This is a genomic window from Bacillus cereus group sp. BfR-BA-01453 (genome assembly GCF_022662915.1).
GTDB lineage: Bacteria > Bacillota > Bacilli > Bacillales > Bacillaceae_G > Bacillus_A > Bacillus_A paranthracis.
This window is the reverse complement of the sequence record NZ_JAKUEN010000001.1, coordinates 668442-695082: the sequence shown is the minus strand read 5'-3', so window position 1 is coordinate 695082 and position 26641 is coordinate 668442. Positions and strand designations below refer to the sequence as shown.

The following is a 26641-nucleotide window of genomic DNA, read 5'->3' as shown; positions in this document are numbered from 1 at the left end:
ATAGAAATCTATGAACTCTTTACAATTTAATCGTCATCGTCGCTTAAGACAAAGTGGAGGCATGCGTGCGCTTGTGCGTGAAACGTTTTTACATACGGAAGATTTTATTTACCCTATTTTTGTATTAGAAGGAGAGAATGTTCGTAATGAAGTGCCTTCTATGCCAGGCGTATATCAAATATCTTTAGATTTATTGCAAGCTGAAATGCAAGAAGTTGTTGATTTAGGTATTCGTTCTGTTATTGTATTTGGTTTACCTGCTGAAAAAGATGAAGTTGGATCATCAGCATATTGTGATCATGGAATTGTGCAACGTGCGATTCAGCAAATTAAAGGTGAATTCCCTGATCTAGTAGTAGTTGCGGATACATGTTTATGTCAATTCACAAGCCATGGTCATTGCGGTGTAATTGAAGATGGTATTATTTTAAATGACGAGTCTCTTGCAGTTCTTGCAAAAACAGCTGTAAGCCAAGCGAAAGCAGGAGCGGACATTATTGCGCCATCAAACATGATGGACGGATTCGTAACAGCAATTCGCCACGCATTAGATGAAAATGGTTTTGGACATGTACCAGTTATGTCGTACGCTGTTAAATATTCATCAGCATTTTATGGACCATTCCGTGATGCGGCGCATGGTGCACCGCAATTTGGTGATCGTAAAACATATCAAATGGACCCAGCGAACCGCATGGAAGCATTCCGTGAAGCAGAATCAGATGTAATGGAAGGGGCAGATTTCTTAATTGTAAAGCCAGCTCTTTCTTACTTAGATATCGTTCGTGATGTGAAAAATAACTTTAATTTACCAGTCGTTGCTTATAACGTAAGCGGTGAATATTCAATGATTAAAGCGGCAGCGCAAAATGGCTGGATTAATGAAAAAGAAGTTGTACTTGAAAAATTAATTAGTATGAAACGCGCAGGAGCAGATTTAATTATTACGTATCATGCGAAAGATGCAGCAAGATGGTTACAAGAAGGAGGCGCTAAATAATGAAAAAGTTTGATAAGTCGATTGCAGCGTTTGAAGAGGCTCAAGATTTAATGCCTGGTGGCGTAAATAGCCCAGTTCGTGCTTTTAAGTCTGTCGGTATGAATCCGTTGTTTATGGAGCGTGGAAAAGGCTCTAAAGTATATGATATCGATGGAAATGAATACATCGATTACGTATTATCATGGGGTCCATTAATTCATGGTCATGCAAATGATCGTGTTGTTGAGGCTTTAAAAGCTGTTGCTGAAAAAGGTACGAGCTTCGGTGCTCCAACGGAAATTGAAAATAAATTAGCGAAACTTGTTATTGAGCGTGTTCCATCAATTGAGATTGTGCGTATGGTTAACTCTGGAACAGAAGCGACAATGAGTGCGCTACGTTTAGCTCGTGGTTATACAGGGCGTAACAAAATTTTGAAATTTATCGGTTGTTATCACGGTCATGGTGACTCGTTATTAATTAAAGCGGGTTCTGGTGTAGCAACGTTAGGTTTACCAGATAGCCCTGGTGTACCAGAAGGTGTAGCGAAAAATACGATTACAGTAGCGTATAACGATTTAGAAAGTGTGAAATACGCTTTCGAACAATTCGGTGATGATATTGCTTGTGTCATTGTAGAACCAGTAGCAGGGAATATGGGTGTTGTTCCTCCGCAACCAGGATTTTTAGAAGGTCTTCGTGAAGTAACAGAGCAAAATGGTGCATTGCTTATTTTTGATGAAGTAATGACAGGATTCCGTGTTGCTTATAATTGTGGACAAGGTTATTACGGTGTAACACCTGATTTAACTTGTTTAGGTAAAGTAATCGGTGGTGGATTACCGGTAGGAGCATACGGTGGTAAAGCAGAAATTATGCGCCAAGTTGCACCGAGCGGACCGATTTATCAAGCAGGTACTTTATCAGGTAACCCACTAGCAATGGCAGCAGGTTATGAAACGTTAGTACAGTTAACGCCAGAATCGTATGTAGAATTTGAGCGTAAAGCTGAAATGTTAGAAGCTGGCTTACGTAAAGCGGCTGAAAAACATGGCATTCCACATCATATCAATCGTGCGGGTTCTATGATTGGTATCTTCTTTACAGATGAACCAGTTATTAATTACGATGCAGCAAAATCTTCAAACTTAGAGTTCTTTGCGGCTTACTATCGTGAAATGGTAGAACAAGGTGTATTTTTACCGCCATCCCAATTTGAAGGTTTATTCTTATCGACAGCACATAGTGATGCAGATATTGAAGCGACGATTGCAGCGGCTGAAATTGCAATGTCAAAATTAAAAGCTTAATTGAATAAAAAAATCGCTCTCCGTAAGGGGAGCGATTTTTTTTATTCATAAAGTCAGCTTTCCGTACATAAATCTGTAATGACATATAGTTTGGGAGGGGGAAAAGAAGTGGCAACAGATCATTCATTACGTTTTTCATTAAAAGAATCTGTTTGGTTCCAAAAAGGACAGGAAGTCGAAGAACTTTTGTCAATTTCGTTAGATCCAGACGTTGAGATAGAAGAGCTTGATCATGAGGTAATTGTGAGAGGGCAATTAGATTTAACGGGAGAGTATGTTGCAAGGCAAGATGATTCAGCTTATTCATTAAGAGATCTATCGCCAGCGAAGTCCATTGATTATGTAGAAACGAGAGAAGATGGGGTTAATGAACTTGTTCATTCCTTCCCGCTTGAAATATCAATCCCAAGAAACCGTGTGAAAGTAATTGAAGAACTATATGTATCTATCGAGGAATTTGATTATGAACTAAAGGAAAATGGTTGCTTACAATTATTAGCGGATATATCTATTACAGGTTTATGTGATGAAGAAAGAATTGAGGATGAGGAGGAAGAAACGGCGTATGCTGAGTTAGAGGATGATTCTGCGCAAGAGCATGAAACTAGACCAACGCCACAAGTCGAAGAGCCAGCCTATAAGGAATCAGATGAGTGGGAAGATTACGCATTTGAACCGTTCCAACTAGAAGAAAGAAAAGAGCAGGAAGTAGAAGAAGAGGAAATAGAAGAACATGAATTTGTAGAGCGTGAAGAGGAGAAAGAAACAACGCCGCAATTTGAATTGTTCGGAAGAAAAGATTTCAAGAAAGAACAAGCGAAAAAACAAGAAGTACAAGAAGAGGAAACGTATTCACAGCGGGATGAAAATGCGCTTTATTTAACGAAATTATTTACGAAAGAACCGGAAGAAGAATTTACAAAGTTAAGAATGTATTTTGTGCAAGAAGGAGATACGATCGAATCTGTTGCAGAACGTTATGAAACATCTGTACAAAACTTATACCGTGTCAATCAAACAGAAGATATATATTTAACTACAGGACAAATTATTTATATTCCTGTTTCAAGAGCAAAAGCGAAATAAGTGAGTGTTTTCACTCACTTATTTTTCTAAAGGCTATGTTTTGAATAGAAAGGGTTATTCGTATGGATATGGAATTACGAAATCGTTATGAACCCATTGTAAGGCAATATAGATTGGATACGCAGCATATGGAAGAGCACGGAAGTGTGACGAAAATTTATACGAATCAAGGTCCATATGCGCTCAAGAAAATAGAAGGCAGGAAGTTAGAGCGGAATAACTTTTTGCATCATATTCAATATTTGAAGGAGAAAGGTTTTTCAAATTATGTACCTATATATCATGCGACGGACGGAAATTATATTTTAAGTGATGGTACGTATAATTATTATTTAATGCCTTGGTTAGAGCGTGCGGAAGGGAACGGCGAGGATAATGATCAATACCATAAAATGTTTCAGACTCTCGGAACGTTGCACCAAAAAACGGTAAAGGAAGAAACGTATACAGAAGAGGATTTAGAAAAACATTATACAAATATATCCAATCGTTGGGAAAATGATGGAGAGATGTTAGAAGAGTTTCTTGTAGAATCGGAAGCGAAGTGGTATATGTCTCCGTTTGAATTGCAGTATTGTACGTACTATCATCATGTAATGAGAGCGCGTGAGTTTGCAACGAAGCAATTAAATGAGTGGAACGATGCAATGAAAGAAAAAGAAACAACGCGCATTACTTTTGTACATGGTAACGTATCGCTTAATCATTTTTTATTTGATTATGAACGGAATGGCTATTTTATTAGTTTAGAAAAATCGAAGTTTGCAACACCTGTGCAAGATATTGTAGGCTTTTATTCTCGGTCTTTAAACACATATCCAATTGCGCGAAGTGATCGGTTTGAATGGTATCAAATGTATCAAAAAAATTTCCCTTTTACGAAAGAAGAGCAACTACTCATGTTTGCGTATATGACGTATCCATCGCAATTTATTCGGCAAATCCAGTCTTATAAGAAAAGAAGAGAGCGGCGTAATGAGGAAAATGAACTTCTCGGAGTAAAGAGTTTGCAACAAGCGCATTGGCTCGTTAGTAATATAGAATATTTTCTTTCGCAATTACAAGCTGCCCAGCAAGGGAACGGATAAAGAAGGTAAGTAGAGGATGCTACTTATCTTCTTTTTTTACTCAAAAAGCTGTAGTCTTAAATTTATCTTGACGAATAAGGTTTCGTTTTTTACACTATTGTATATAATAATTAACAATCACATAAATGCCTTGAAGGGGAAGAGTATAACAAGAAACGTCTTCAGAGAGGAGAATCATTAGCTGAGAGATTCTCTAGATAGTTATGTTAGAAGGTAGCCCTGGAGCATCTTTTCTGAACGGAATAGTTCTCATTAGGAAAAGACGGATTTGTCCGTTATCAAATTAAGAGTATAAGCAAATTCCTGAATTTGTTTGTAAATAAAGGTGGTACCGCGATGTCCCTCGTCCTTTTTTGGATGAGGGGCATTTTTTATTTTAAGGAGGGAAAATAATGTCAAACACGGAAAAGAATTTACCAACTAAATATGATCATATGTCCGTTGAAGAAGGCCTTTATCAGTGGTGGTTAGAAGGCAAATATTTTGAAGCAACAGGAGACGAGAAGAAACAACCGTATACAATTGTAATTCCACCTCCGAACGTAACTGGTAAGTTACACTTAGGTCATGCTTGGGATACAACTCTTCAAGATATTTTAACTCGTACGAAGCGTATGCAAGGTTACGATGTATTGTGGCTTCCAGGAATGGACCATGCGGGTATCGCAACACAAGCGAAAGTAGAAGGGAAACTTCGTGAAGAAGGTATTTCACGTTACGATCTTGGCCGTGAGAAATTCCTTGAAAAGGCTTGGGAATGGAAAGAAGAATACGCTTCTCACATTCGTCAACAATGGGGGAAAGTTGGTTTAGGACTAGACTATTCTCGCGAACGTTTCACATTAGACGAAGGTTTATCTGATGCGGTTAATAAAGTATTCGTTCAATTATACGAAAAAGGCTTAATTTACCGCGGTGAATATATTATCAACTGGGACCCGGCAACACGCACAGCTCTTTCTGATATTGAAGTAATTCATAAAGAAGTTCAAGGTGCATTCTACCATATGAACTATCCGTTAACAGATGGATCTGGTCACATTCGTCTTGCAACAACTCGTCCAGAAACGATGCTTGGTGATACAGCGGTAGCGGTTCATCCAGAAGACGATCGTTACAAGCATTTAATCGGAAAAACAGTTACACTTCCAATCGTAGGCCGTGAGATTCCGATTATTGCTGATGAGTATGTAGAAAAAGATTTCGGAACAGGTGTTGTAAAAATTACGCCAGCTCATGACCCGAATGACTTTGAAGTAGGTAACCGTCATGACTTACCACGTATCTTAGTAATGAACGAAGATGGAACGATGAACGAAAAAGCTGGTAAGTATAACGGTATGGATCGTTTCGAGTGCCGTAAAGCGTTAGTAAAAGATTTACAAGAAGCGGGCGTATTAGTAGAAATCGAGCCTCATATGCATTCAGTAGGTCATAGTGAGCGTAGTGGTGCAGTTGTTGAGCCTTACTTATCAACACAATGGTTCGTAAAAATGGCTCCACTTGCTGAGAAGGCAGTAGCGCTTCAGCAAAAAGAAGAAGAGAAAGTAACGTTCGTACCAGATCGTTTCGAAAACACATATTTACGTTGGATGGAAAACATTCACGACTGGTGTATTTCTCGTCAATTATGGTGGGGACACCGCATTCCAGCTTGGTATCATAAAGAAACTGGTGAAGTATACGTAGGTACAGAAGCACCAGCAGATATTGAAAACTGGAATCAAGATAACGACGTACTTGATACATGGTTCAGTTCAGCGTTATGGCCATTCTCAACACTTGGTTGGCCAAATGAAGATGCAGCAGACTTCAAACGTTACTATTCAACAGATGCACTAGTAACTGGTTATGACATCATCTTCTTCTGGGTATCTCGTATGATTTTCCAAGGTTTAGAGTTTACAGGCGAGCGTCCATTTAAAGATGTATTAATTCACGGTTTAGTTCGTGATGAGCAAGGACGTAAAATGAGTAAATCTCTTGGTAACGGTATTGACCCAATGGAAGTTATCGAGAAGTACGGTGCAGATGCAATGCGTTTCTTCTTATCAACAGGAAGTGCACCAGGTCAAGATTTACGCTTCAGCATGGAGAAAGTAGAATCTACTTGGAACTTCATTAATAAAATTTGGAATGCATCACGTTTCGTATTAATGAACATGGATGACATGAAATATGAAGAAATCGATTTAACTGGTGAAAAATCAGTTGCAGATAAGTGGATTTTAACTCGCTTAAATGAAACAATCGAAAGTGTAACGCGAAACATGGATAAATATGAGTTCGGTGAAGCTGGTCGCTCATTATACAACTTCATCTGGGATGATTTCTGTGACTGGTACATCGAAATGGCGAAACTTCCTCTATACGGTGAAGATGAAGCAGCTAAGAAAACAACTCGTTCTATTTTAGCTTACGTATTAGACCAAACAATGCGTCTATTACACCCATTCATGCCATTCGTAACAGAGAAGATTTGGCAACATTTACCGCACGAAGGCGAATCTATTACAGTAGCAGCATGGCCAACAGTTCGCGAAGATTTACAAGATACAGAAGCTGCAGCAGAAATGCACCTTCTAGTTGATATCATTCGCTCTGTTCGTAACATTCGTGCAGAAGTTAATACGCCAATGAGCAAAAAAGTTCAAATGCAAATTAAAGCAAAAGATGAGGCTGTACTTGCTCAACTTACGAAAAATAGTTCTTACATTGAGCGTTTCTGTAACCCAAGCGAATTAACAATTCAAACGGATTTACAAGCGCCAGAAAAAGCGATGACTGCAATCGTAACAGGTGCAGAGTTATTCTTACCGTTAGCTGATCTTATCAATCTTGATGAAGAGAGAGCACGTCTTGAGAAAGAGCTTGAGAAGTTCGACAAAGAAGTAGAACGTGTACAGAAGAAACTTTCAAACCAAGGTTTCGTAGCGAAAGCTCCTGCAGCAGTTATTGAAGGAGAGCGTGCGAAAGAGCAAGATTACCTAGAAAAACGCGAAGCAGTTCGCCAACGTCTAGCAGATCTTGAGAAATAAAAATGTTTTTTAGAGACTCACTATATTGGTGAGTCTCTTTTCTTTGCGTATAATAGAAAGGTGAAGGTTGTCTTTTGAAAGGGGAAAGCATACGTGATACATACATACGAAGAAGCGATAGGGTGGATTCATAGCCGATTGAAATTTGGTATTAAACCGGGATTAGAAAGAATGAGATGGATGCTAGAAGAACTCGGAAATCCAGAACGTCACATAAAATGTGTTCATCTTGCTGGTACAAATGGAAAAGGTTCAACGTTAACATATATGCGCTACATGTTAGAAAATGCAAAATATAAGGTAGGAACATTTACCTCCCCTTATATTGAAACATTTAACGAGCGTATTAGTGTGAATGGAACACCAATTGCAGATGAAGAGATTACTGAACTTGTAAAGATGGTAAAGCCAGTCGTTGAAAAACTAGATGAAACGGATTTAGGGGAAGCGACTGAGTTTGAAATTATTACTGTTATGGCAATTTGTTACTTCGGTAAAGTTAATTTCTGTGATGTTGTTTTATTTGAAACAGGGCTTGGAGGGCGCTTTGATTCTACGAATGTGATTCATCCAGTTCTCACGATTATTACGAATATCGGTCACGATCATATGCATATTTTAGGTAATACATTAGGAGAAATTGCATATGAAAAGGCGGGAATTATTAAGTCTGGTGTTCCGGTTATTACTGGTGTGCAAGATGAGGAAGCGTTGCAAGTCATTCAAAAAGTTGCAAAGGAAAATCATGCAAATGTATACGAGATGGGCAACCATTTTACATCGTTACATAAACAGTCTAGCGAAGATGGAGAACATTTCGATTTCACTTGCCCTTTCGCCTCTTTTGAAGATGTGCGAATTTCAATGAAAGGCAGCCATCAAGTAGGAAACGCAGCACTTGCACTTATGGCAGTCATGTATGTAAAAACATACTTATCATTTTTAATTGAGGAAGAAGAAATAAGAACTGGATTACAGGAAGCGTATTGGGTGGGGCGCTTTGAAAAACTGCAAAGTAATCCGGATATTATTATAGATGGTGCTCATAACCCAGAAGGTATTGAAAGTCTTGTGAAAACGGTAGAATCACATTACAAAGATAAAAATGTAATAGTTTTATTTACTGCCCTTGGTGATAAACAATTGCACAATATGGTAGGTCAATTAGAAAGCATCGCCGATGAAATTATTTTTACAACATTCGCCTTTGATCGTGCGATTTCTGCTGACAAACTTGCATCGTATGCAAAGGAAGAGTCAAAATTAGTTTTTGAAAATTGGAAAGAGGCAATTGATACGAAGGTTGAAATGCTTGGAGAAAATGATGTTTTTATCATAACAGGTTCTCTTTATTTCATTTCGGAAGTTCGAAAATATATTCGCGAAAAAAACTAGATAGTCTTTGCTATCTAGTTTTTTTGTTCTACAAATGAAGTCAAATGCATACATATAAGATAAATATATAGGGTTATTTGGCGAATTCCTCTGACAAATATCTCGTTTTTTTGTGAAATGAATATGATATGATGCGGACAACGATAAGAGGTGAGGTGTGAGTGTATGGACAAGCAATCACGAACGATCTCAGTGAAAGTGAATGGAACAGAAGCGAAGTATGAGGAGAAGAAGAAAGATGAATTTGATTGGATGGTAGTAGAAAGTGAAAGGCCAAAAAACGTTGTTCTGTTTCAAAAATCGAAAGTAGCGTCTACGGAAAAAAATCGAAAGAAGTGGAGCAATACGTTAATTGCAATCGTTGCAACTGCAATTATTATTGGTACGGCGTTTGGGATGGGGATGCTACAGTTACTGAAAGGACAAGGTGCGACAGGAGGAAGCGAAGTAACAGCTTCGAAGCAGATGCGAAAGGAAGAATCAAAGGTGGGTGGAACGGCAGAACAAACACCAGCACCAAAAGAGGAAAAAACAAAAGCACAGACAGGAACGTCATTAGATCCAATGAAATTATTTTTTGTTCAAGGAGGAATCTATTCTTCTGAAGAAAAGGGACAGGCCGCTCTTGAAGAGTGGAAAGGTAATGGAGGTGTAGCAGCCTTAAAACCGAGCGGTGATAAGTATGCATTAGTTGTTGGTATTGCTAGCGATGAACAAGGCATAAACCAATTAATGACGCAGTATAAAAAAGATAATGTCTCCGTATTGAAAAAGGACTGGGATATAACAGATAAAGCGTTACTTAAAGATGATAAAGAAGTTGGGGCGTTTTTAACAAAAGTACAGCCATTATATACTCATTTAGCAAAATATGCTTCTAGCGTACAAGCTAGTGAAAAAAGTAATACAAAAGATATAGGTGCGATCGAAAAAGAGTGGAAAGCGATTGAAAAAGAAGGGAAAAGTATGAAGCAGGAAGAAGCGAAGAAATTGTATATGTATACGTCGGTAGCTGTGCAAACAGTGAAGGACGGAAAAGATGATAAGGAATCATTAGCGAAATTAAATCAAGTTATCATTGATGGTATACTTTCATACGAAAAAATTGTTTCACAAAAGGTGAAATAATAGGATAATGAAATGACGAAGGAAGAAGTGTAAAGGCTTCTTTCTTTTCTTTTGAATTTAGAGTAAAGTGCTTTCTCTATGACAGGAATATAATCGTGTTTTGGTAAGGAAGTATTATTTTGTTTAGAGAAAATAATATTTCTTTTATTTGTGGACAAACTATTCCTTTGATACGATTGATATAAATGATTCTGCTTCATGTGAGAAAGGAAGGAGAAAATATGAAAAAAATTATTTTAGCTTCAGGATCACCTCGCAGGAAGGAATTGCTTGAGTTAGCGGGTGTACCATTTGAAATTGTTGTAAGTGAAGTAGAAGAAACGATTGGTGCGTATTCATCGCCTTCTGATATTGTTATGTCCCTTGCCCTGCAAAAAGCATCTGCGGTAGCAGAAAATAACAGTGATTATATTGTGTTAGGTGCAGACACAATTGTTACATATGAGTCGCGTATTCTTGGAAAGCCATCTAATGAGGCTGAGGCGAAAGAAATGTTGCAATTATTATCAGGGAAAACACATGAGGTGTATACAGGTGTTGCAATTATAGCAAAGGACAAAACAGTCACTTTTTACGAGCGTACAGAAGTTACGTTTTGGGAATTAACAGAAGAGGAAATTGACACATACATTGCATCAAAAGAGCCTTTGGATAAAGCAGGAAGTTATGGGATTCAAGGTAAAGGATCTATTTTTGTTCAACATATTCAAGGGGACTACTATAGTGTAGTTGGGTTACCAATTTCACGTCTTGTTCGGGAATTAAAACAATTTAATATTGATGTAACCCATGCGTAAAACTGCATGGGATTTTCTTTGAGAGAACAAATAAAGGGGTGGAGAAATGAACGGTATTCGTGATGTTGTCAAAGAAGAACAGCCACGGGAGCGTTTATTGTTAGAAGGGGCTGGAAGTTTATCCAATCGGGAGCTTCTTGCAGTGTTACTCAGAACAGGTTCTAAAGAAGAAACAGTTTTAAAGTTATCGGATAAAATTTTGCATCATTTTGATGGTTTACGTATGTTGAAAGACGCAACGCTAGAAGAGTTAGTGAGTATACATGGTGTTGGAGTTGCGAAGGCATCACAGCTCATCGCTGCTTTTGAACTCGGTAGAAGAATGGTGCGTTTAGAATATCAAAATAGATACAGCATTCGAAGCCCGGAAGATTGCGCCACATATATGATGGAAGAAATGCGCTTCCTGCAGCAGGAGCATTTTGTATGTCTATATTTGAACACAAAGAATCAAGTTATACATAGGCAAACGATTTTCATTGGAAGTTTAAACTCATCAATTGTACATCCAAGGGAAGTTTTTAAAGAAGCGTTTCGCCGTGCAGCAGCCTCTATCATATGTCTTCATAACCATCCCTCAGGAGACCCTGCGCCGAGCCGAGAAGACATTGAAGTAACAAAACGCTTAGTAGAATGCGGCCGGATTATCGGAATTGAAGTGCTCGATCATATTATAATAGGTGACCATAAATTCGTGAGTTTAAAGGAAAAAGGTCATATTTAAGACTATGCTTTTTACTTATTTTGTTTTATAATGTGATTTATGAGTTTTTTGTAGAAAATTATCTACAAAAAGGATAAAGATATAAAAAACGTACTGTTTTTATAATATAAAGTAAGAAAAAATGAGTCCGTGAAAACAAGAAAGGAAGATAAATAATATGTTTGGATTTGGTGGCTTTACTCGCGATCTTGGAATAGACTTAGGAACTGCGAACACGCTTGTATATGTAAAGGGAAAAGGTGTAGTTTTACGTGAACCTTCAGTAGTAGCGTTACAAACTGATACGAAACAAATCGTTGCTGTAGGTAGCGATGCAAAACAAATGATTGGTCGTACACCAGGAAACGTTGTGGCACTTCGCCCGATGAAAGACGGTGTAATTGCTGATTACGAAACAACAGCAACAATGATGAAATATTACATTCAACAAGCTCAAAAATCAAATGGATTCTTCTCACGTAAGCCTTATGTAATGGTATGTGTACCATCTGGTATTACAGCTGTAGAAAGACGTGCAGTAATCGATGCGACTCGTCAAGCTGGTGCTCGTGATGCTTATCCTATCGAAGAACCATTTGCAGCAGCAATTGGTGCAAACTTACCTGTTTGGGAACCAACTGGTAGCATGGTTGTTGATATTGGTGGCGGTACAACAGAAGTTGCAATCATTTCTTTAGGTGGTATTGTAACAAGTCAATCAGTTCGTGTTGCTGGTGATGATATGGATGATTCAATCATTCAGTACATTAAGAAAAGCTACAACTTAATGATCGGTGAAAGAACAGCTGAAGCATTAAAATTAGAAATCGGTTCTGCAGGCGAGCCAGAAGGTATCGAGCCTATGGAAATTCGTGGTCGTGATTTAGTAAGTGGTTTACCAAAAACAGTACTAATTCAACCAGAAGAAATTGCAGATGCATTAAAAGATACAGTAGATGCCATTGTAGAATCTGTTAAAAATACGTTAGAGAAAACTCCACCAGAATTAGCGGCAGACATTATGGACCGTGGCATCGTATTAACAGGTGGCGGAGCATTACTACGTAATTTAGATAAAGTAATTAGTGAAGAAACAAATATGCCAGTTCTTGTTGCAGAAGATCCATTAGATTGCGTAGCAATTGGAACGGGTAAAGCATTAGACAATATCGATCTTTTCAAAACTGCTGCTCGATAATATTGCAAAATAAAAATCAATGAAATTAAGAGGGTGTGAACGTGCCACAGTTTTTCTTAAACAAAAGATTAATTGTTTTGTTAGTTAGTATTATTCTTCTCGTGGCATTGATTGGAATCTCATTGAAAGAACGGAACAGTTTAACATGGCCAGAGCAGTTTGTTAAAGACACTGTCGGTGTTGTAGAACGTGTATTCCAAAAGCCAGCGAAATACGTAGCTGGATTCTTCGAAAATGTAGAGGATGTAAAGCGCACGTATGAAGAGAATAAAGAATTAAAAGCAAAATTAGACAATTATGCAGGTCTATCAGGGAAAGTAAAACAATTAGAAGATGATAACAAGAAGTTACAAGAGTTAACGGGTAAAGATAAGTTAAATAGCGGTTATACTGAAATTCCAGCGACTGTTGTTTCTCGTAATCCAGATAAATGGTACGATTTAGTTGGACTTGATAAAGGGGCACAGCAAGGAATAAAAAAAGATATGGCTGTATTAACTCCCCAAGGTTTAGTGGGACGAGTGAAAAGTGTATCTCAGTTTACATCATCAGTAGAGCTGTTAAGTTCTATGAGCCGAACAAATCGTGTTTCTGCTATCGTACAAGGTGATGAGAAAATCTTTGGATTGATTGAAGGTTATGACAAAGAAAAGCACTTACTTCTTTTCACAAAGATTGGTTCTGATGCTAAGGTAGCTAAAGATCAATTAGTTGTAACATCTGGACTTGGTGATATTTTCCCGAAAGGTCTTGTAATTGGAAAAATCGTTGAAGTTCAGCAGGATCCATACGGTTTAACAAAAACAGCTTATGTAAAGCCAGCCGCTGATTTAAATGACGTAGAGCATGTTGTAGTTGCGAAACGTGAAACGCCTTCAGCGCCATTAGAATAGGAGGGGGAGAAGAGATGATGAAGATTTTAAAAAGAGCAGCTCTTCCTCTTTTGCTCCTTTTTGCTTTTTTATTTGAAAATATGTTTGCTACTATTGTTCCAACAGAGGTTTTTTGGAAAGACAGTATAGCATCACCTCATTTCTTTATCATTGTGTTATGTTTTATTACTGTGTACTATAGTCCGGTCCAAGGGATTTATTACGGACTATTATTTGGTTTCTTATTTGATACCGTATACACGGAACTTGTTGGTATATATATTTTTGCGTATCCGATTTTAGTTTATTTAGTTTATAGTGTGATGAAGGTACTACAATTGAATTTATTTATTGTTACTTCTATCGTACTAGCTAGCATAGTAGCATTAGAGTATTATGTGTATGGATTTTTAACTTTGTTAGGACGTACTCATATGTCGGCGTATGTCTTTTTCACAGATCGTCTCCTGTCTACTTTATTGCTAAATGCAATTTTCTTATTGATAGTTTGTTTCCCACTGAGACGATATTTAGTGCGTCTTTCAAAAGCGATGGAAGAAAAAGAAAAAAGGATTTTCTAATTTTATGTCGAATTGAATCGGTGGGGTGAACTTTAGTGGAAGAAAAAAAGCAACAAAATGTAACAATAAAAGGGACAAAAGACGGAATAACCCTTCATTTAGATGATTGCTGTTCATTCTCTGAATTATTGAAGGAATTGGATGAAAAGCTTTCTACACATTACTATGATGGTGATGGACGCTCTTTAATTGAAGTGCATGTGAAAGTAGGAAACCGTTATTTAACAGAAGTCCAACAAGAAGAGATTCGTACGTTAATTCGTAATAAAAAGAATCTCGTTGTGGATTCGATTGAAAGTGATGTTATAACGAAAGAGGAAGCAATAGCTTGGAAAGAAGAAACAGAAATCGTCCCTATTTCCAAAATTGTTCGCTCTGGACAAGTTTTACATGTAAAAGGAAATTTATTGTTAATTGGTGATGTTAATCCAGGCGGAACGGTTATCGCTGGGGGGAATATTTTTGTCGTAGGATCATTAAGAGGAATTGCACATGCGGGGTATTATGGGGATTCAGATGCTGTAATCGCTGCATCTGTTATGAACCCGATGCAACTTCGAATTAGTGATGTGGCAATGCGGGCTCCGGAAGAGAAAGAAGACGGAGCGGAGGCGGCAGAATGTGCGTATATTAATGAGAACAATCACATTGTTGTCGATCGACTGCAACTTCTCACTCATCTTAGACCTAATTTAACAAAGTTAGAAAGGGGAATTGTATAGCTGTGGGAGAGGCAATAGTAATTACATCTGGAAAAGGCGGTGTAGGTAAAACTACAACGTCTGCGAACATTGGGACAGCCCTAGCGTTATCTGGAAAGAAAGTGTGCTTAATTGACACAGATATCGGTCTTCGAAACTTAGACGTAGTAATGGGGCTGGAAAATCGTATTGTATTTGATCTTGTTGATGTCGTTGAAGGGCGTTGCCGTTTACCTCAGGCTCTTATTAAAGATAAACGTTTTGATGATCTTTATTTATTACCTGCAGCACAAACGAGTGATAAATCAGCGGTAACACCTGAACAAATGGATGAATTAATACAAGTATTACGTCAAGATTATGATTACATATTAATTGATTGTCCTGCGGGGATTGAGCAGGGATTTAAAAACGCGGTAGCTGGTGCGGATAAAGCAATTGTTGTTACGACGCCAGAAGTATCCTCAATGCGCGATGCGGATCGTATTATCGGGCTTTTAGAAAAAGAGGATATTGAACCACCGAAACTTGTTATTAATCGTGTGCGTAGTCATATGCTTCATGAACAGGATATGTTAGATGTTGATGAAATCGTACGTACATTGTCAATCGAGCTTCTTGGTGTTGTCGAAGATGATGATGAAGTTATTCGTGCTACAAATACAGGTGAGCCTGTAGCGTTGCAACCGAGCGGAAAAGCAGCGTTAGCTTATCGTAATATTGCAAGACGTTTGTTGGGTGAGAATGTCCCATTACAAGCATTTGAACAAGAAAAGGTATCGGTATTTACAAAGGTGAAAAACTTCTTTGGAATCCGTTAAAAGCACTTCGCATATTTGCGGAGTGCTTTCTTTTTTCTTCACACGAATATCTTCCATACCTAGCTCATACATATGTACAAACTGTATACAACTGTTTCTATGTACATTAGCTTAACGAAAGAAAGGAGACAGTATGAAGAATAGACGTGTAGAAGAAATTAAAAAACGGATTGCGAAGAGGAAGGCAGAGCAAGAAAGGATGGAGGAAGAGCAGTATTTTGCTGGAGGGAATTTTGATAGTGAAACAGTATTTATTGAAGATGGAGAAAAGGAAATTCATCCTTTATTTCGAAAAGAAGTGTTTTTCTTCAAAGTATTGTTATCAGCAATATTAGTTCTTTCTGTCGCTATTTTATATAAGAATGCACCAGCTTCTTTCGACGGTGCTAAAGCTGTTACAGAAAAAGTGATGAAAGAAGAATTTCAGTTTGCTACTGTAGCGAAATGGTACGAAAAACAGTTTGGAAAACCGCTCGTGTTCTATTCGCCTAATGAGAAAAAAGAAGAAACGATTCAGCAAAAAGATTATGCCATTCCTGCTTCCGGAAAGGTGATGCAAGGGTTTCAAAAAAATGGCCAAGGTGTATTTGTACAAACAGCTACAAATGCAACTGTTGAGTCAGTGAATGAAGGGCTAGTAGTTTTTGCGGGCAAGAAAGAGGAACTTGGTAATACAGTTCAAATTCAGCATGCAGATGGTACGGAGTCATGGTATGCAAATTTAAATGATATGTCAGTGAAATTATATGATTATGTTTCAAAGAAACAAAAAATTGGAACAGTGAATAATGATGCGAATAATAAAAATGGTAAGTTTTATTTCGCAATAAAAAAGGACGAAAAATTTATTGATCCGATTCAGGTGATTTCATTTGATTAAATATAGAGATGTTTTAACAAAGATTTCAGTACATCCGTTGTTTTGGGTTATTATTGTCATTGGTATTTTCACGGCACGTTTTAAAGAGTTACTACTGTTATTTTGTATCGTTCTCATCCATGAACTTGGGCATGCTTTTGCAGCGGCACACTATAATTGGCGTATTAAGAAGATTCAACTTTTGCCGTTTGGTGGTGTGGCTGAGCTTGAGGAACATGGGAATAAATCATTGAAAGAGGAACTAGTTGTCGTAATTGCAGGACCTATTCAACATATTTGGATGATGGCGGTAGGCTATATGTTGTTTGAAGCTGGTTGGCTTCATGCGGAATTATATTATTTCTTTATGTGGAATAATATAATTATTTTAGCGTTTAATTTACTACCTATTTGGCCTCTTGATGGTGGAAAAGTATTGTTTAACGTACTATCATATCGTTTTCCTTATTTACAAGCACATGAAAAGATGATGAAATTATCATGTGTTTTTTTTAGTGTCATACTAGGATGGCAATTACTTTGGAATAGTAACAATATTATGATGTGGGTACTACTCATATTTTTAGCGGTGTCGTTATATCAAGAATGGAAGCAAAGACGGTATGCCTTTATGCGTTTTTTATTAGAACGTTATTATGGGAACAAAAGAGGAATTGAAAAGATTGCACCGATTGAGGTGCAATCAGAAGATCATTTATATAAGGTGTTCACAAAATTTCGTAGAGGCTATAAGCATTCTATTATCGTCCGCGGAAAATATAAAGAACGTTACACATTGGATGAAAATGAATTGCTTTATGCGTATTTTACTGAAAAACGAACAACTTCATCTGTTGAAGAATTAATCGGTTAGTGTTGACGTTAGCACTAACCTTTTATTATTGTAAAAGCAAAGAAGATTATAAAGTGAGGAAAGTATTTTGAAAACGTTATATATTAACTATGCTGGATCGGAAAAACGCGTTGCAATTGAAGAGAAGAAGAAAATTGTTGAGTTTTTATGGAAACGAAATGAAGAACAAGAGATTGTTGGGCATATTTATGTTGGACGTATCGTAAGAACGATTGCTGGAATGAATGCAGCTTTTGTAAATATAGGTTTAGAAAAACATGCGTATCTTTCGTACGATGATGTACCATCTTCTTATCATATACATGAAGGAAAAGCGGTACTCGTACAAGTTGTAAAAGAGGCAATTGATACGAAAGGGCCAAAATTGACAGCAAATATAGAATTTACCGGGAAATATGTCGTTTATATGCCATATGATGCAATGCGTGCGGTTTCTCGGAAAATAAAAAACAATAAAAGAAGGCAACAATTACTCCAAATTGAAGTAGAAGGGAAAGGAGGTTATATTTTCCGCTCAGCTTCTGAAAAAGGAGAAATTGAAGAAATACAAGCTGAAATGCAAAGGTTACAGCAGTTATATGAAGAGTTAAAAAGAAAAGAGGGCCAAGGAAAGGCACCGTTACTACTTCATCGGCCAGCAACCTTTTTAGATCGTGTATTTCAAGAGAATCCAATTGAAACGATTGAAAAAGTAGTTGTAGATACAAGAAGTATAGTAAAAGAATTAGAAGAAAAAGTCGGCAAAGAAAAAATATCTTTTTATAATGAAAAGTCTTCAATATTTAACCATTTTGGCATAGAGCGTGAGATTGAGAAAGCACTTCAAAAAATTGTTTGGCTCCCAAATGGTGCTTATTTAATTATGGAACAAATGGAGACGATGACTGTAATTGATGTGAATACAGGTAAGTTTACTGGAAAACAGAATTTACAAGATACAGTCCTTCGTACAAATGAAGTAGCAGCTGAAGAGATAGCGCGTCAATTAAGACTCCGTGATATTGGTGGTATGATATTAATTGACTTTATTAATATGAAAAGAAGAGAAGATAAAGAAAAGATAAGAGAATGTCTCATCGCTGCTATGCAAAATGATCGCACATATACAAGAGTGCTCGGGTTCACAGAGTTAGGGATTTTAGAGATGACACGTAAACGTAAAAAACATTCTTTACGTGACGTATTACTTGAAGAGTGTGCACCGTGCAAAGCGACGGGTTATGTCATGTCATATGAAACGATTGCGTATGAGCTAGAGAGAGAGCTAATTTCATATGGCAATATAGAAGATGAGGCAGTATTAATCTCTGCACCTAAAGAATTACAAAAACAATTTTTGCAAAAAGAATTACAAAAAAATATTCCATTTGAAATTTATTTCAAAGATGATATGATCGAAAAGTACGCTATTATCCGTTTTGGAAGTAAAAAAGAAATTATAGAACGGAAAAAATAGTTATTAGAACTTTCATTGACAATAGTCTATGATTCATGATAACATCTTTATGTTATAGTTTATAGCACCTAAACGGCTATATGCTACAACCGCACAAGACAGGTTCCTTAAAGGCATTTATGTCTACCTCGTTTTTGGCGAGTCTTAGTAATTAAGAGGAGGTGCAAGTATGTACGCAATTATCGAAACAGGTGGAAAACAAATCAAAGTTGAAGCTGGTCAAGAAATCTACATTGAAAAATTAGATGTTGAAGCTGGTGAAACTGTTACTTTTGACAAAGTTCTTTTCGTTGGTGGCGAAAACGTGAAAGTTGGTAGCCCAGTTGTAGAAGGTGCAACAGTTACTGCGAAAGTTGAAAAACACGGTCGCGCTAAGAAAATCATCGTTTTCAAATACAAAGCGAAAAAGAACAATCGTAAGAAACAAGGTCATCGTCAACCTTACACTAAGCTAGTTGTTGAAGCTATCAACGCTTAATTCTGGTTAACATGATTAAAATTACGATAAGTCGCACGAAATTAGGAAGTATCCAATCATTTAAAATGACTGGACATGCCGATTATGCGCCACATGGACAAGATCTTGTCTGTGCTGGAACTACAGCGGTTGTGTTTGGTTCCATAAATGCTGTGGAAGAACTTTGTAATGTGCAGGCAACTATTGAACTCGGAAGTGATGGTGGATTCTTAACGTATGAATTGCCTAATGATTTAGACGTTCATACAGCAGAAAAAGCACAGATACTTTTAGAAGGATTGGTTGTTTCGCTTAAGACGATCGAACTTGATTACGGAAAGTATATCCGTTTAATAGAAAAAGTGCAGGAGGTGTAACGTATGTTAAGATTAGATCTTCAGTTTTTCGCATCTAAGAAAGGTGTAGGTAGTACAAAGAACGGTCGTGACTCTCAGTCAAAACGTCTTGGTGCTAAACGCGCAGATGGTCAAACGGTTACAGGTGGTTCAATTCTTTACCGTCAACGCGGTACAAAAATTTATCCAGGTGTTAACGTTGGTCGTGGTGGCGATGACACTTTATACGCGAAAGTTGACGGCGTAGTACGCTTTGAGCGTCTTGGCCGTGACCGCAAACAAGTGAGCGTATATCCTGTTGCTCAAGAAGCATAAGAACTCACGGAAAACTCTAACCTGAGTGCAGGTTAGAGTTTTTCTATATTAAGGAGTATCTAAATGAATAAAAAATGGACAATTATAGATGCATTGCGCCATTCAAGACATGATTGGCTCAATCGTATGCAGATGGTGAAAGGAAACCTTTCCCTTGGAAAAGTGGAAGAAATTCATAGTCTCATCGATCGTTTTGTCCAAGAAGCGAGACAAGAATCCAATCTGATGGGGCTATCAATGCCTTTATTTTCAGAGTGGATTTTAACATATAATTGGAAACAGCAGCCGTGCTTATTGGAGTACGAAGTATTAGGGAATTTACATAACTTATCTCACTTAGATGAGACTGTATGTACATGGACGAATCAATTTTTCTCAATGCTTCAGCATAGTTTAGACGTATATGTTGAAAATTATGTTTGTATCACAATTGAATGTGACGCGGAGAATGCTCGTTTCTTTTTTGATTTTCGTGGTAAGCTAACGAGTGTAGAAGAACTACAGAATTGGCTTGCGAACCAAAACAATAAATGGTATTCCATTTCTTATACAGTAAGAGACGAAGAAGTCTCAGTTATATTACAACCAATTGAAAAAAGTGTGGTGAAATAATGTTTGTAGATCAGGTCAAGATATATGTAAAAGGCGGCGACGGTGGTAATGGAATGGTTGCGTATCGTCGTGAGAAGTATGTTCCAAAAGGTGGTCCAGCAGGTGGCGACGGTGGTAAAGGTGCAGATGTTGTTTTCGTTGTTGAAGAAGGCTTACGTACATTAATGGACTTCCGCTACCAACGTCATTTCAAAGCTGATCGTGGTCAGCACGGAATGAGTAAAGGGCAGCACGGTCGCAAAGCTGAAGATTTAATCGTTAAAGTTCCACCTGGAACGGTAGTAAAAGATGAAAAAACAGGTCAAATTCTTGCGGATTTAGTAACACATGGACAATCAGCTGTTATTGCAAGAGGTGGCCGTGGTGGTCGTGGTAACTCACGTTTTGCTACTCCAACGAACCCAGCGCCAGAAATCGCTGAGAATGGGGAACCAGGTCAAGAACGTGATGTCATTCTAGAACTTAAAGTACTAGCAGACGTTGGACTTGTTGGATTCCCAAGTGTAGGTAAATCTACATTATTATCTGTCGTATCATCAGCACGTCCGAAAATTGCAGAGTATCACTTCACAACAATCGTTCCAAATCTTGGTGTTGTTGAAACTGGTGATAACCGCAGCTTCGTTATGGCTGACCTTCCTGGACTAATTGAAGGGGCACATGCCGGCGTTGGACTTGGTCATCAATTCTTACGTCATATCGAGCGTACACGTGTAATCGTGCATGTAATTGATATGTCTGGTTTAGAAGGCCGTGATCCATATGAAGATTACGTAACGATTAATAATGAATTAAAAGAATACAATCTTCGCCTAACGGAGCGTCCACAAGTTGTTGTTGCAAACAAAATGGATATGCCAGATGCAGAAGAAAATTTACAAGCATTTAAAGAGAAAGTGGGAGACGAAGTAAAAATCTTCCCGATCTCAGCTGTAACGAAACAAGGTGTTCGTGATTTACTATTTGAAGTAGCGAACTTATTAGAAACAACACCTGAATTCCCAATACATGAAGTTGCGGATGAGTCTGATACAAGTGTAATGTACAAACTTGAGACTGAAGGTGTTAAATTTGACATTACACGTGAAAGTGATGGCACGTTTGTTATCTCTGGTTACGATATCGAGAAAACATTCAAGATGACAGACTTCTCACGTGATGAATCTGTACGTCGTTTCGCTCGCCAAATGCGCGGAATGGGTATTGATGAAGCGCTTCGTGCACGTGGTGCAAAAGACGGAGATATTGTAAAAATTCTTGAATATGAATTTGAATTTATCGACTAAGACTGCCGAAATATGGCAGTCTTTTTTTATATCGTAAAAGTCTGATTTATACAGGAAAAAATCCCCACTAATTAAATTTTCAATTTATAATAGAAAAAGAAGTGGTTTTATAAGAACTTTTTATGGGGAGAAAGTGAACATGTATAAAATATTAATTGTAGAAGACGATGAAAAAATCGCGGGAATATTAGAAGAGCATTTAGAAAGATATGGCTATCAGTCATTTCGAGCGAGTGATTTACGACATATAAAAGATGAGTTTGTAAATGTAAATCCACATCTTGTGTTACTTGATATTAATTTACCGTATTTTGATGGTTTCTATTGGTGTCGTCAAATCCGCACTGTATCGAATGCACCAATTATTTTTGTTTCTGCAAGAACGGGGGAAATGGATCAAGTAATGGCAATTGAAAATGGAGGAGATGATTACATTACGAAGCCATTCCATTTAGACATTGTAATGGCTAAGGTGAAAAGTGCACTTCGCCGTGGGTATGGTGAGTATGCTTCTGCGGCAGAAAGTGATTGTTTAGGTGTAAATGGACTGTTGTTATTTCCGTCCCAACATATTGTTGAGTGGCAAGGGCAACAAACAGAACTGACAAAAAATGAATTTTACTTATTAGAGTGTTTAATGAAACAAGCAAATCAATATGTAACGCGCGAAGAACTGTTAGAAGCCCTCTGGGATGAAGTAGCCTTTGTTGATGATAATACATTAACCGTAAATGTAAAACGTGTAAGGAAGAAACTAGAGGAGCTAGGCATTAAAAATGCAATTGTAACGAAACGTGGATACGGTTATGCGCTTCTTACAGAGTGGGGCGAAGGGCATGAAGGTTAAAGATTACCTCATGGACCGCTTTTCTTTAATTCTTTCTTACATTGTTAGCCTCTGTTTATTTGGGCTCGTTTTGCAGTTGCAAAGTCTTTTAGAAAAGCGATCTATTGATTGGAATACGTGGTTATACGGACTTTTATTAGGGACAGTTGTTTTTACTGTATATCTCATTTACGATTACCGAAAACGGAGTGTGTTTTTAAAGAGGATTGAAAAGTATGTTACTGGCGGAAATACATTACATGATTCCTTACTTATTGATACTTCTTATACGGCAGAGCAAGAGATGGTCGTTGAATCGTTTACGCTATTAAGACAGCAATATATGAATGAAGTTTATAAACAACATGCAAAAGAACAACAGCAAATGATATTTATGAACCAATGGATTCATCAAATGAAAACACCGGTATCTGTTATTGAGTTACTATTACAGAAGTTTGGTAAAGAGCATCGTGAAGCAAGGGCAACAGTTGAAAGTATTCGTGAAGAAAATAATCGCATACTAAATGGTTTAGATTTAGCGTTACATATGGCAAGGTTAGAGCAGTTTGCGAAAGATTATAAAGTAGAAGTAGTAAATGTGATAGATATTATTAGAGGTATTATTAATGAAAATAGAAAGTCCTTCATTCAATCGTCTGTATTTCCGAAAGTGATGTTTGAGGAAGATACTTGTATGGTTGCCTCTGATAGAAAATGGCTCAGTATTGCTATAGGACAAATTGTTGTAAATGCAATTAAGTATACAAAAATTTCGGAAGCAGAGAAAAAGGAAATTCAATTTCAAATTGAAGAGAAAGATCAAAAGGTGTTATTACATATTAAGGACAATGGAATCGGTATTCCAGAGCAAGATGTAAAGCGTATATTTGATCCATTCTTTACAGGGGTAAATGGTCGGAAAACGAGAGAAGCGACTGGAATGGGTTTATATATTACGAAGGAAATTTGTGATAATTTACATCACGGTATGTATGTGCAATCGGCTGAAGGGGAAGGGACAACATTCACGTTCCAATTTGCAAAAGATGAAGAATATCATACATTAATGAGAAAAATGACAAAACTGTAAGATAACAAAATGTTTTGTAAGGGAAATCACTCGTTTCTTTTTCTTATTTTTCTTATAGTAAATGTAAGAAGAAAACACATAGGGGGATTAGAAATGAGTGTTCTTGAAGTAAAAGGATTAACGAAGGTGTACCAATCGAAAGGTTCAGTAGCAACGACTGCTTTAAATGATATAAATTTTAAAATAGAAGAAGGCGAATTTGTAGGGATTATGGGTCCTTCAGGGAGCGGAAAAACAACGCTTTTAAATTTATTAGCAACAATTGATAAGCAAACTTCAGGTCATGTGCTTGTAAATGGTGAAGAAATTAGTCAAATGCGTGCTGCAAAATTAGCGGAGTTTCGCCGTACACATTTAGGATTCATTTTCCAAGATTTTAACTTACTTGATACGTTATCGATTAAAGAAAATATCATTTTACCACTTGTAATGGCGAAGAAATCTGTAAATGAAATCGATGCAAAAGTGCTTGAGATTGCAAAGTTTTTAAATATCGAGGGCATTTTAAATAAAAAGGTATATGAAGTATCAGGTGGCCAACAACAACGTGCAGCAGCTGCGAGAGCGATCATTCATGAACCGACGTTAATTTTAGCAGATGAGCCAACTGGAAACTTAGATTCTAAGTCAGCAAAATCATTAATGAGCGCGTTGCAAGATTTGCATGAACAAAAGAAAGTAACAATTGCAATGGTAACGCATGATCCAGTAGCGGCGAGTTATTGCGAACGTATTCTTTTCATACGTGATGGAGAGATTTTCTCAGAAATACATAAGGGAAGAACGAAACAAGCCTTTTTCCAAGAAATTCTGGACGTACTTGCGATGCTAGGAGGGGAATATCATGAACTTTCGCCAGCTCGCGCTTAATAATGTAAAAGGAAATTGGCGTAATTATAAAGCGTTTCTTATAAGTAGTTGTTTATCGATAGTTGTATTTTTCATGTATGCTTCCTTCATTTATCATCCAGATGTTGTAGGCGGTAATATTAGTATGAGGGAGATGATTTCAAAAGGGTTAGAATCGATGAATTATATTGTAGTCATCTTCTCAGCACTCTTTATTTTATATGCAAATTCAACGTTTTTACGAGCAAGGAAAAAAGAGTTTGGTCTATTAACATTAATAGGCGGAACAAAATCGCAGCTCGGCCGAATGATTATATTAGAGCAGCTTATGTTAGGTAGTATTGCAATTGTAGTAGGCATTGGACTTGGTATGCTTTGTTCAAAATTATTCTTCCAAGCATTAAGCGTAATATTGAAAATAGATAAAACACTTCCACTTGTATGGAATAGTAAAGCGGTTTTGATTACAGCAGGTGTATACTTTATTCTATTTTTAATCCTATCATTGTTTAGCGTTTGGACAGTAGGACGCTTGCAAATTATCGATTTATTAAGAGAAGCAAGAAAACAAAAAGTAGAGCCTTTTGCATTTACATGGTTATGCGTAGTTGGTATAGGATGTATTATTGTTGCATATGTACTTAGCTTCCAAGTAACATTTATGAATTTTATCATTCTGTTTTTACCGATTGTAGGGCTGACGATAGGCGGAACTTATTTGCTGTTTACACAAGGTAGTACAGTCGTATTAAAGGCGTTACAAAAACGAAAAAAATCTTTTTATACATATCCAAATATGTTTGTACTTAGCAATCTTATTTATAAAATGAAAGATAATGCTCGTTTTCTATTTGTAATTTCTATCATTACGGCGGTTGTATCTTCAGCAGTCGGTACACTGTATGTATTCTTTGAAGATATGAGCTATAAGACAGTAACTAGTACCCCGCATGCTATTTCGTATGAGGAAAAGGGAATACATACGCATAATGTCATCAAAGAAGGAAAAACAAAACAATTAATAAAAAAACACGGATTTGAAGAAGCGCGAGAAGTAACGTACGTAAAACTTCCTGGAACTCAAAAAATCACGATGTTTAACAGTGAACATGAGATGCCAATGGCGATTGTTTCAGAAAAAGAATATAACGCTGAAGTACGTAAACAAAAAAGAGAGCAAGTTAGAGAAGTTCATAATGCACCAGGTAGTGCAACGATGGTTATAATGGATATGGCGAACGATATGATGAAGATAGATCGTTCGAAACCGTATGAAATTAAAATTAACGGACAAACGCAATCTGTTCAATTAAATAAGCCAACTTCATTTTCTGTTTTTAATGATAGTGAATATCTCATTGTAAATGATCAAGATTTTGAGAAATACGCAAAGCTCGTACCGGATGAAAAAAAGACGAAATATTACGGTTATTATATAGAAGACTGGAAAAGTACAGAAGACCTTGTGTTAGATTTGAAAAAGGAAGTTGCACCAGATAAGCAAGAGGAATTGCATAACTCAGTGTTCGCTTATAAAAATATAAGAGAATCAGGGGCAATTACAATGTTTATCGGTTTCTTCGTAGCAGTACTATTCTTCTTCTTCGCTTGTAGTATGACGTACTTTAAATGGTTTAACGATAAAGAACAAGATCGTATTCAATTTAAATCGTTAAAGAGAATTGGCATGACAGATAAAGAAATTCGCAAAATTGCAATTCGACAAATGGGCGTTATCTTCTTTATCCCAATTGTCATCGGCGCTATTCATAGTGGATTTGCTCTTCATACGTTAGGAAAAATGCTTTATCTCGATTTATGGAAATCAGGTGCGCTTGTAATTGGAGCATACATTTTAGCTTCTGCGATTTACTTTATGATCGCGCAAAGAGGATATTTAAAACACGTAAAAAGCTAGGGGAACCTCTAGCTTTTTGCCTATGTAGTAAGTTACAGGAGGA

26 protein-coding genes and 2 other annotated features are annotated in these 26641 nt (G+C 37.2%); all 26 genes read left to right on the top strand.

Annotated elements, in window-relative coordinates; all coding sequences use genetic code 11:
• The first annotated feature begins 10 nt into the window (after positions 1-10).
• The 26 genes from hemB (at position 11) to MR070_RS03540 (ending at position 26598) form a co-directional block, all read left to right on the top strand.
• Entirely contained in the window at positions 11-1000 is a 990-nt protein-coding gene (gene hemB, locus MR070_RS03665; RefSeq protein WP_001087058.1) for a porphobilinogen synthase, read from the top strand.
• Complete coding sequence (gene hemL, locus MR070_RS03660; protein ID WP_000712926.1) at positions 1000-2289, top strand: glutamate-1-semialdehyde 2,1-aminomutase; 1290 nt, start codon at positions 1000-1002, stop codon at positions 2287-2289. Before hemB ends, hemL begins: the two co-directional genes overlap by 1 nt.
• Positions 2290-2397: 108 nt before the next feature.
• Positions 2398-3375: a stage VI sporulation protein D gene (gene spoVID, locus MR070_RS03655; protein WP_000179737.1), complete on the top strand. Its 978-nt coding sequence runs from the start codon at positions 2398-2400 to the stop codon at positions 3373-3375.
• Positions 3376-3437: 62 nt separating this feature from the next.
• Positions 3438-4463, top strand: coding sequence for a spore coat protein YsxE (gene ysxE / locus MR070_RS03650; protein WP_000367002.1), 1026 nt, complete (start codon positions 3438-3440; stop codon positions 4461-4463).
• A gap of 121 nt (positions 4464-4584) precedes the next feature.
• Positions 4585-4817 (top strand) — a binding site (T-box leader).
• A 38-nt stretch (positions 4818-4855) separates the two neighbouring features.
• Positions 4856-7501 (top strand): valine--tRNA ligase, encoded by a 2646-nt coding sequence (locus MR070_RS03645; protein ID WP_074607668.1) that lies wholly within the window; start codon positions 4856-4858, stop codon positions 7499-7501.
• Between the two features lie 93 nt (positions 7502-7594).
• Positions 7595-8896 carry a bifunctional folylpolyglutamate synthase/dihydrofolate synthase gene (locus tag MR070_RS03640; protein WP_044791194.1) on the top strand — a complete coding sequence of 434 codons (1302 nt, stop codon included), beginning with the start codon at positions 7595-7597 and terminating at the stop codon, positions 8894-8896.
• 165 nt (positions 8897-9061) lie between these two features.
• Complete coding sequence (locus MR070_RS03635) at positions 9062-10024, top strand: hypothetical protein (RefSeq protein ID WP_044791195.1); 963 nt, start codon at positions 9062-9064, stop codon at positions 10022-10024.
• A 221-nt stretch (positions 10025-10245) separates the two neighbouring features.
• Positions 10246-10821: a Maf family protein gene (locus MR070_RS03630; protein ID WP_000720488.1), complete on the top strand. Its 576-nt coding sequence runs from the start codon at positions 10246-10248 to the stop codon at positions 10819-10821.
• A 46-nt stretch (positions 10822-10867) separates the two neighbouring features.
• Entirely contained in the window at positions 10868-11545 is a 678-nt protein-coding gene (radC, locus tag MR070_RS03625; protein ID WP_001013383.1) for a DNA repair protein RadC, read from the top strand.
• A 157-nt stretch (positions 11546-11702) separates the two neighbouring features.
• On the top strand, positions 11703-12722 hold the full coding sequence (gene mreB / locus MR070_RS03620; protein WP_000466737.1) for a cell shape-determining protein MreB: 1020 nt from the start codon (positions 11703-11705) through the stop codon (positions 12720-12722).
• Positions 12723-12763: 41 nt separating this feature from the next.
• Positions 12764-13615, top strand: coding sequence for a rod shape-determining protein MreC (gene mreC / locus MR070_RS03615; RefSeq protein WP_242260547.1), 852 nt, complete (start codon positions 12764-12766; stop codon positions 13613-13615).
• A gap of 14 nt (positions 13616-13629) precedes the next feature.
• Entirely contained in the window at positions 13630-14175 is a 546-nt protein-coding gene (gene mreD, locus MR070_RS03610; protein ID WP_000975746.1) for a rod shape-determining protein MreD, read from the top strand.
• A 35-nt stretch (positions 14176-14210) separates the two neighbouring features.
• Entirely contained in the window at positions 14211-14897 is a 687-nt protein-coding gene (gene minC, locus MR070_RS03605) for a septum site-determining protein MinC (protein ID WP_000391517.1), read from the top strand.
• 2 nt (positions 14898-14899) lie between these two features.
• Positions 14900-15697: a septum site-determining protein MinD gene (minD, locus tag MR070_RS03600; protein ID WP_000503311.1), complete on the top strand. Its 798-nt coding sequence runs from the start codon at positions 14900-14902 to the stop codon at positions 15695-15697.
• Between the two features lie 133 nt (positions 15698-15830).
• The gene (spoIVFA, locus tag MR070_RS03595) at positions 15831-16577 is read left to right on the top strand and encodes a stage IV sporulation protein SpoIVFA (RefSeq protein ID WP_000797468.1); all 747 of its coding nucleotides are present in this window, start codon (positions 15831-15833) and stop codon (positions 16575-16577) included.
• Complete coding sequence (gene spoIVFB, locus MR070_RS03590) at positions 16570-17430, top strand: stage IV sporulation intramembrane metalloprotease SpoIVFB (protein WP_242260546.1); 861 nt, start codon at positions 16570-16572, stop codon at positions 17428-17430. Before spoIVFA ends, spoIVFB begins: the two co-directional genes overlap by 8 nt.
• 67 nt (positions 17431-17497) lie before the next feature.
• Positions 17498-18886: an Rne/Rng family ribonuclease gene (locus tag MR070_RS03585; protein ID WP_242260545.1), complete on the top strand. Its 1389-nt coding sequence runs from the start codon at positions 17498-17500 to the stop codon at positions 18884-18886.
• Between the two features lie 77 nt (positions 18887-18963).
• Positions 18964-19041, top strand: a sequence feature (ribosomal protein L21 leader region).
• Between the two features lie 14 nt (positions 19042-19055).
• Positions 19056-19364, top strand: coding sequence for a 50S ribosomal protein L21 (gene rplU / locus MR070_RS03580; protein WP_000270908.1), 309 nt, complete (start codon positions 19056-19058; stop codon positions 19362-19364).
• 11 nt (positions 19365-19375) lie between these two features.
• Positions 19376-19720: a ribosomal-processing cysteine protease Prp gene (locus MR070_RS03575; protein ID WP_001993153.1), complete on the top strand. Its 345-nt coding sequence runs from the start codon at positions 19376-19378 to the stop codon at positions 19718-19720.
• A gap of 3 nt (positions 19721-19723) precedes the next feature.
• Entirely contained in the window at positions 19724-20014 is a 291-nt protein-coding gene (rpmA, locus tag MR070_RS03570; RefSeq protein ID WP_000944958.1) for a 50S ribosomal protein L27, read from the top strand.
• A gap of 63 nt (positions 20015-20077) precedes the next feature.
• Entirely contained in the window at positions 20078-20626 is a 549-nt protein-coding gene (locus tag MR070_RS03565; RefSeq protein ID WP_001037006.1) for a sporulation initiation phosphotransferase B, read from the top strand.
• Positions 20626-21912 carry a GTPase ObgE gene (gene obgE / locus MR070_RS03560; RefSeq protein WP_000497114.1) on the top strand — a complete coding sequence of 429 codons (1287 nt, stop codon included), beginning with the start codon at positions 20626-20628 and terminating at the stop codon, positions 21910-21912. The genes MR070_RS03565 and obgE overlap by 1 nt, the downstream gene beginning before the upstream one ends.
• Before the next feature lie 139 nt (positions 21913-22051).
• Entirely contained in the window at positions 22052-22759 is a 708-nt protein-coding gene (locus MR070_RS03555; protein WP_242260542.1) for a response regulator transcription factor, read from the top strand.
• On the top strand, positions 22749-23831 hold the full coding sequence (locus MR070_RS03550) for a HAMP domain-containing histidine kinase (protein ID WP_242260541.1): 1083 nt from the start codon (positions 22749-22751) through the stop codon (positions 23829-23831). The genes MR070_RS03555 and MR070_RS03550 overlap by 11 nt, the downstream gene beginning before the upstream one ends.
• Before the next feature lie 93 nt (positions 23832-23924).
• The gene (locus tag MR070_RS03545) at positions 23925-24701 is read left to right on the top strand and encodes an ABC transporter ATP-binding protein (protein ID WP_242260539.1); all 777 of its coding nucleotides are present in this window, start codon (positions 23925-23927) and stop codon (positions 24699-24701) included.
• Complete coding sequence (locus MR070_RS03540; protein WP_242260537.1) at positions 24676-26598, top strand: ABC transporter permease; 1923 nt, start codon at positions 24676-24678, stop codon at positions 26596-26598. The genes MR070_RS03545 and MR070_RS03540 overlap by 26 nt, the downstream gene beginning before the upstream one ends.
• Positions 26599-26641 lie beyond the last annotated feature (43 nt).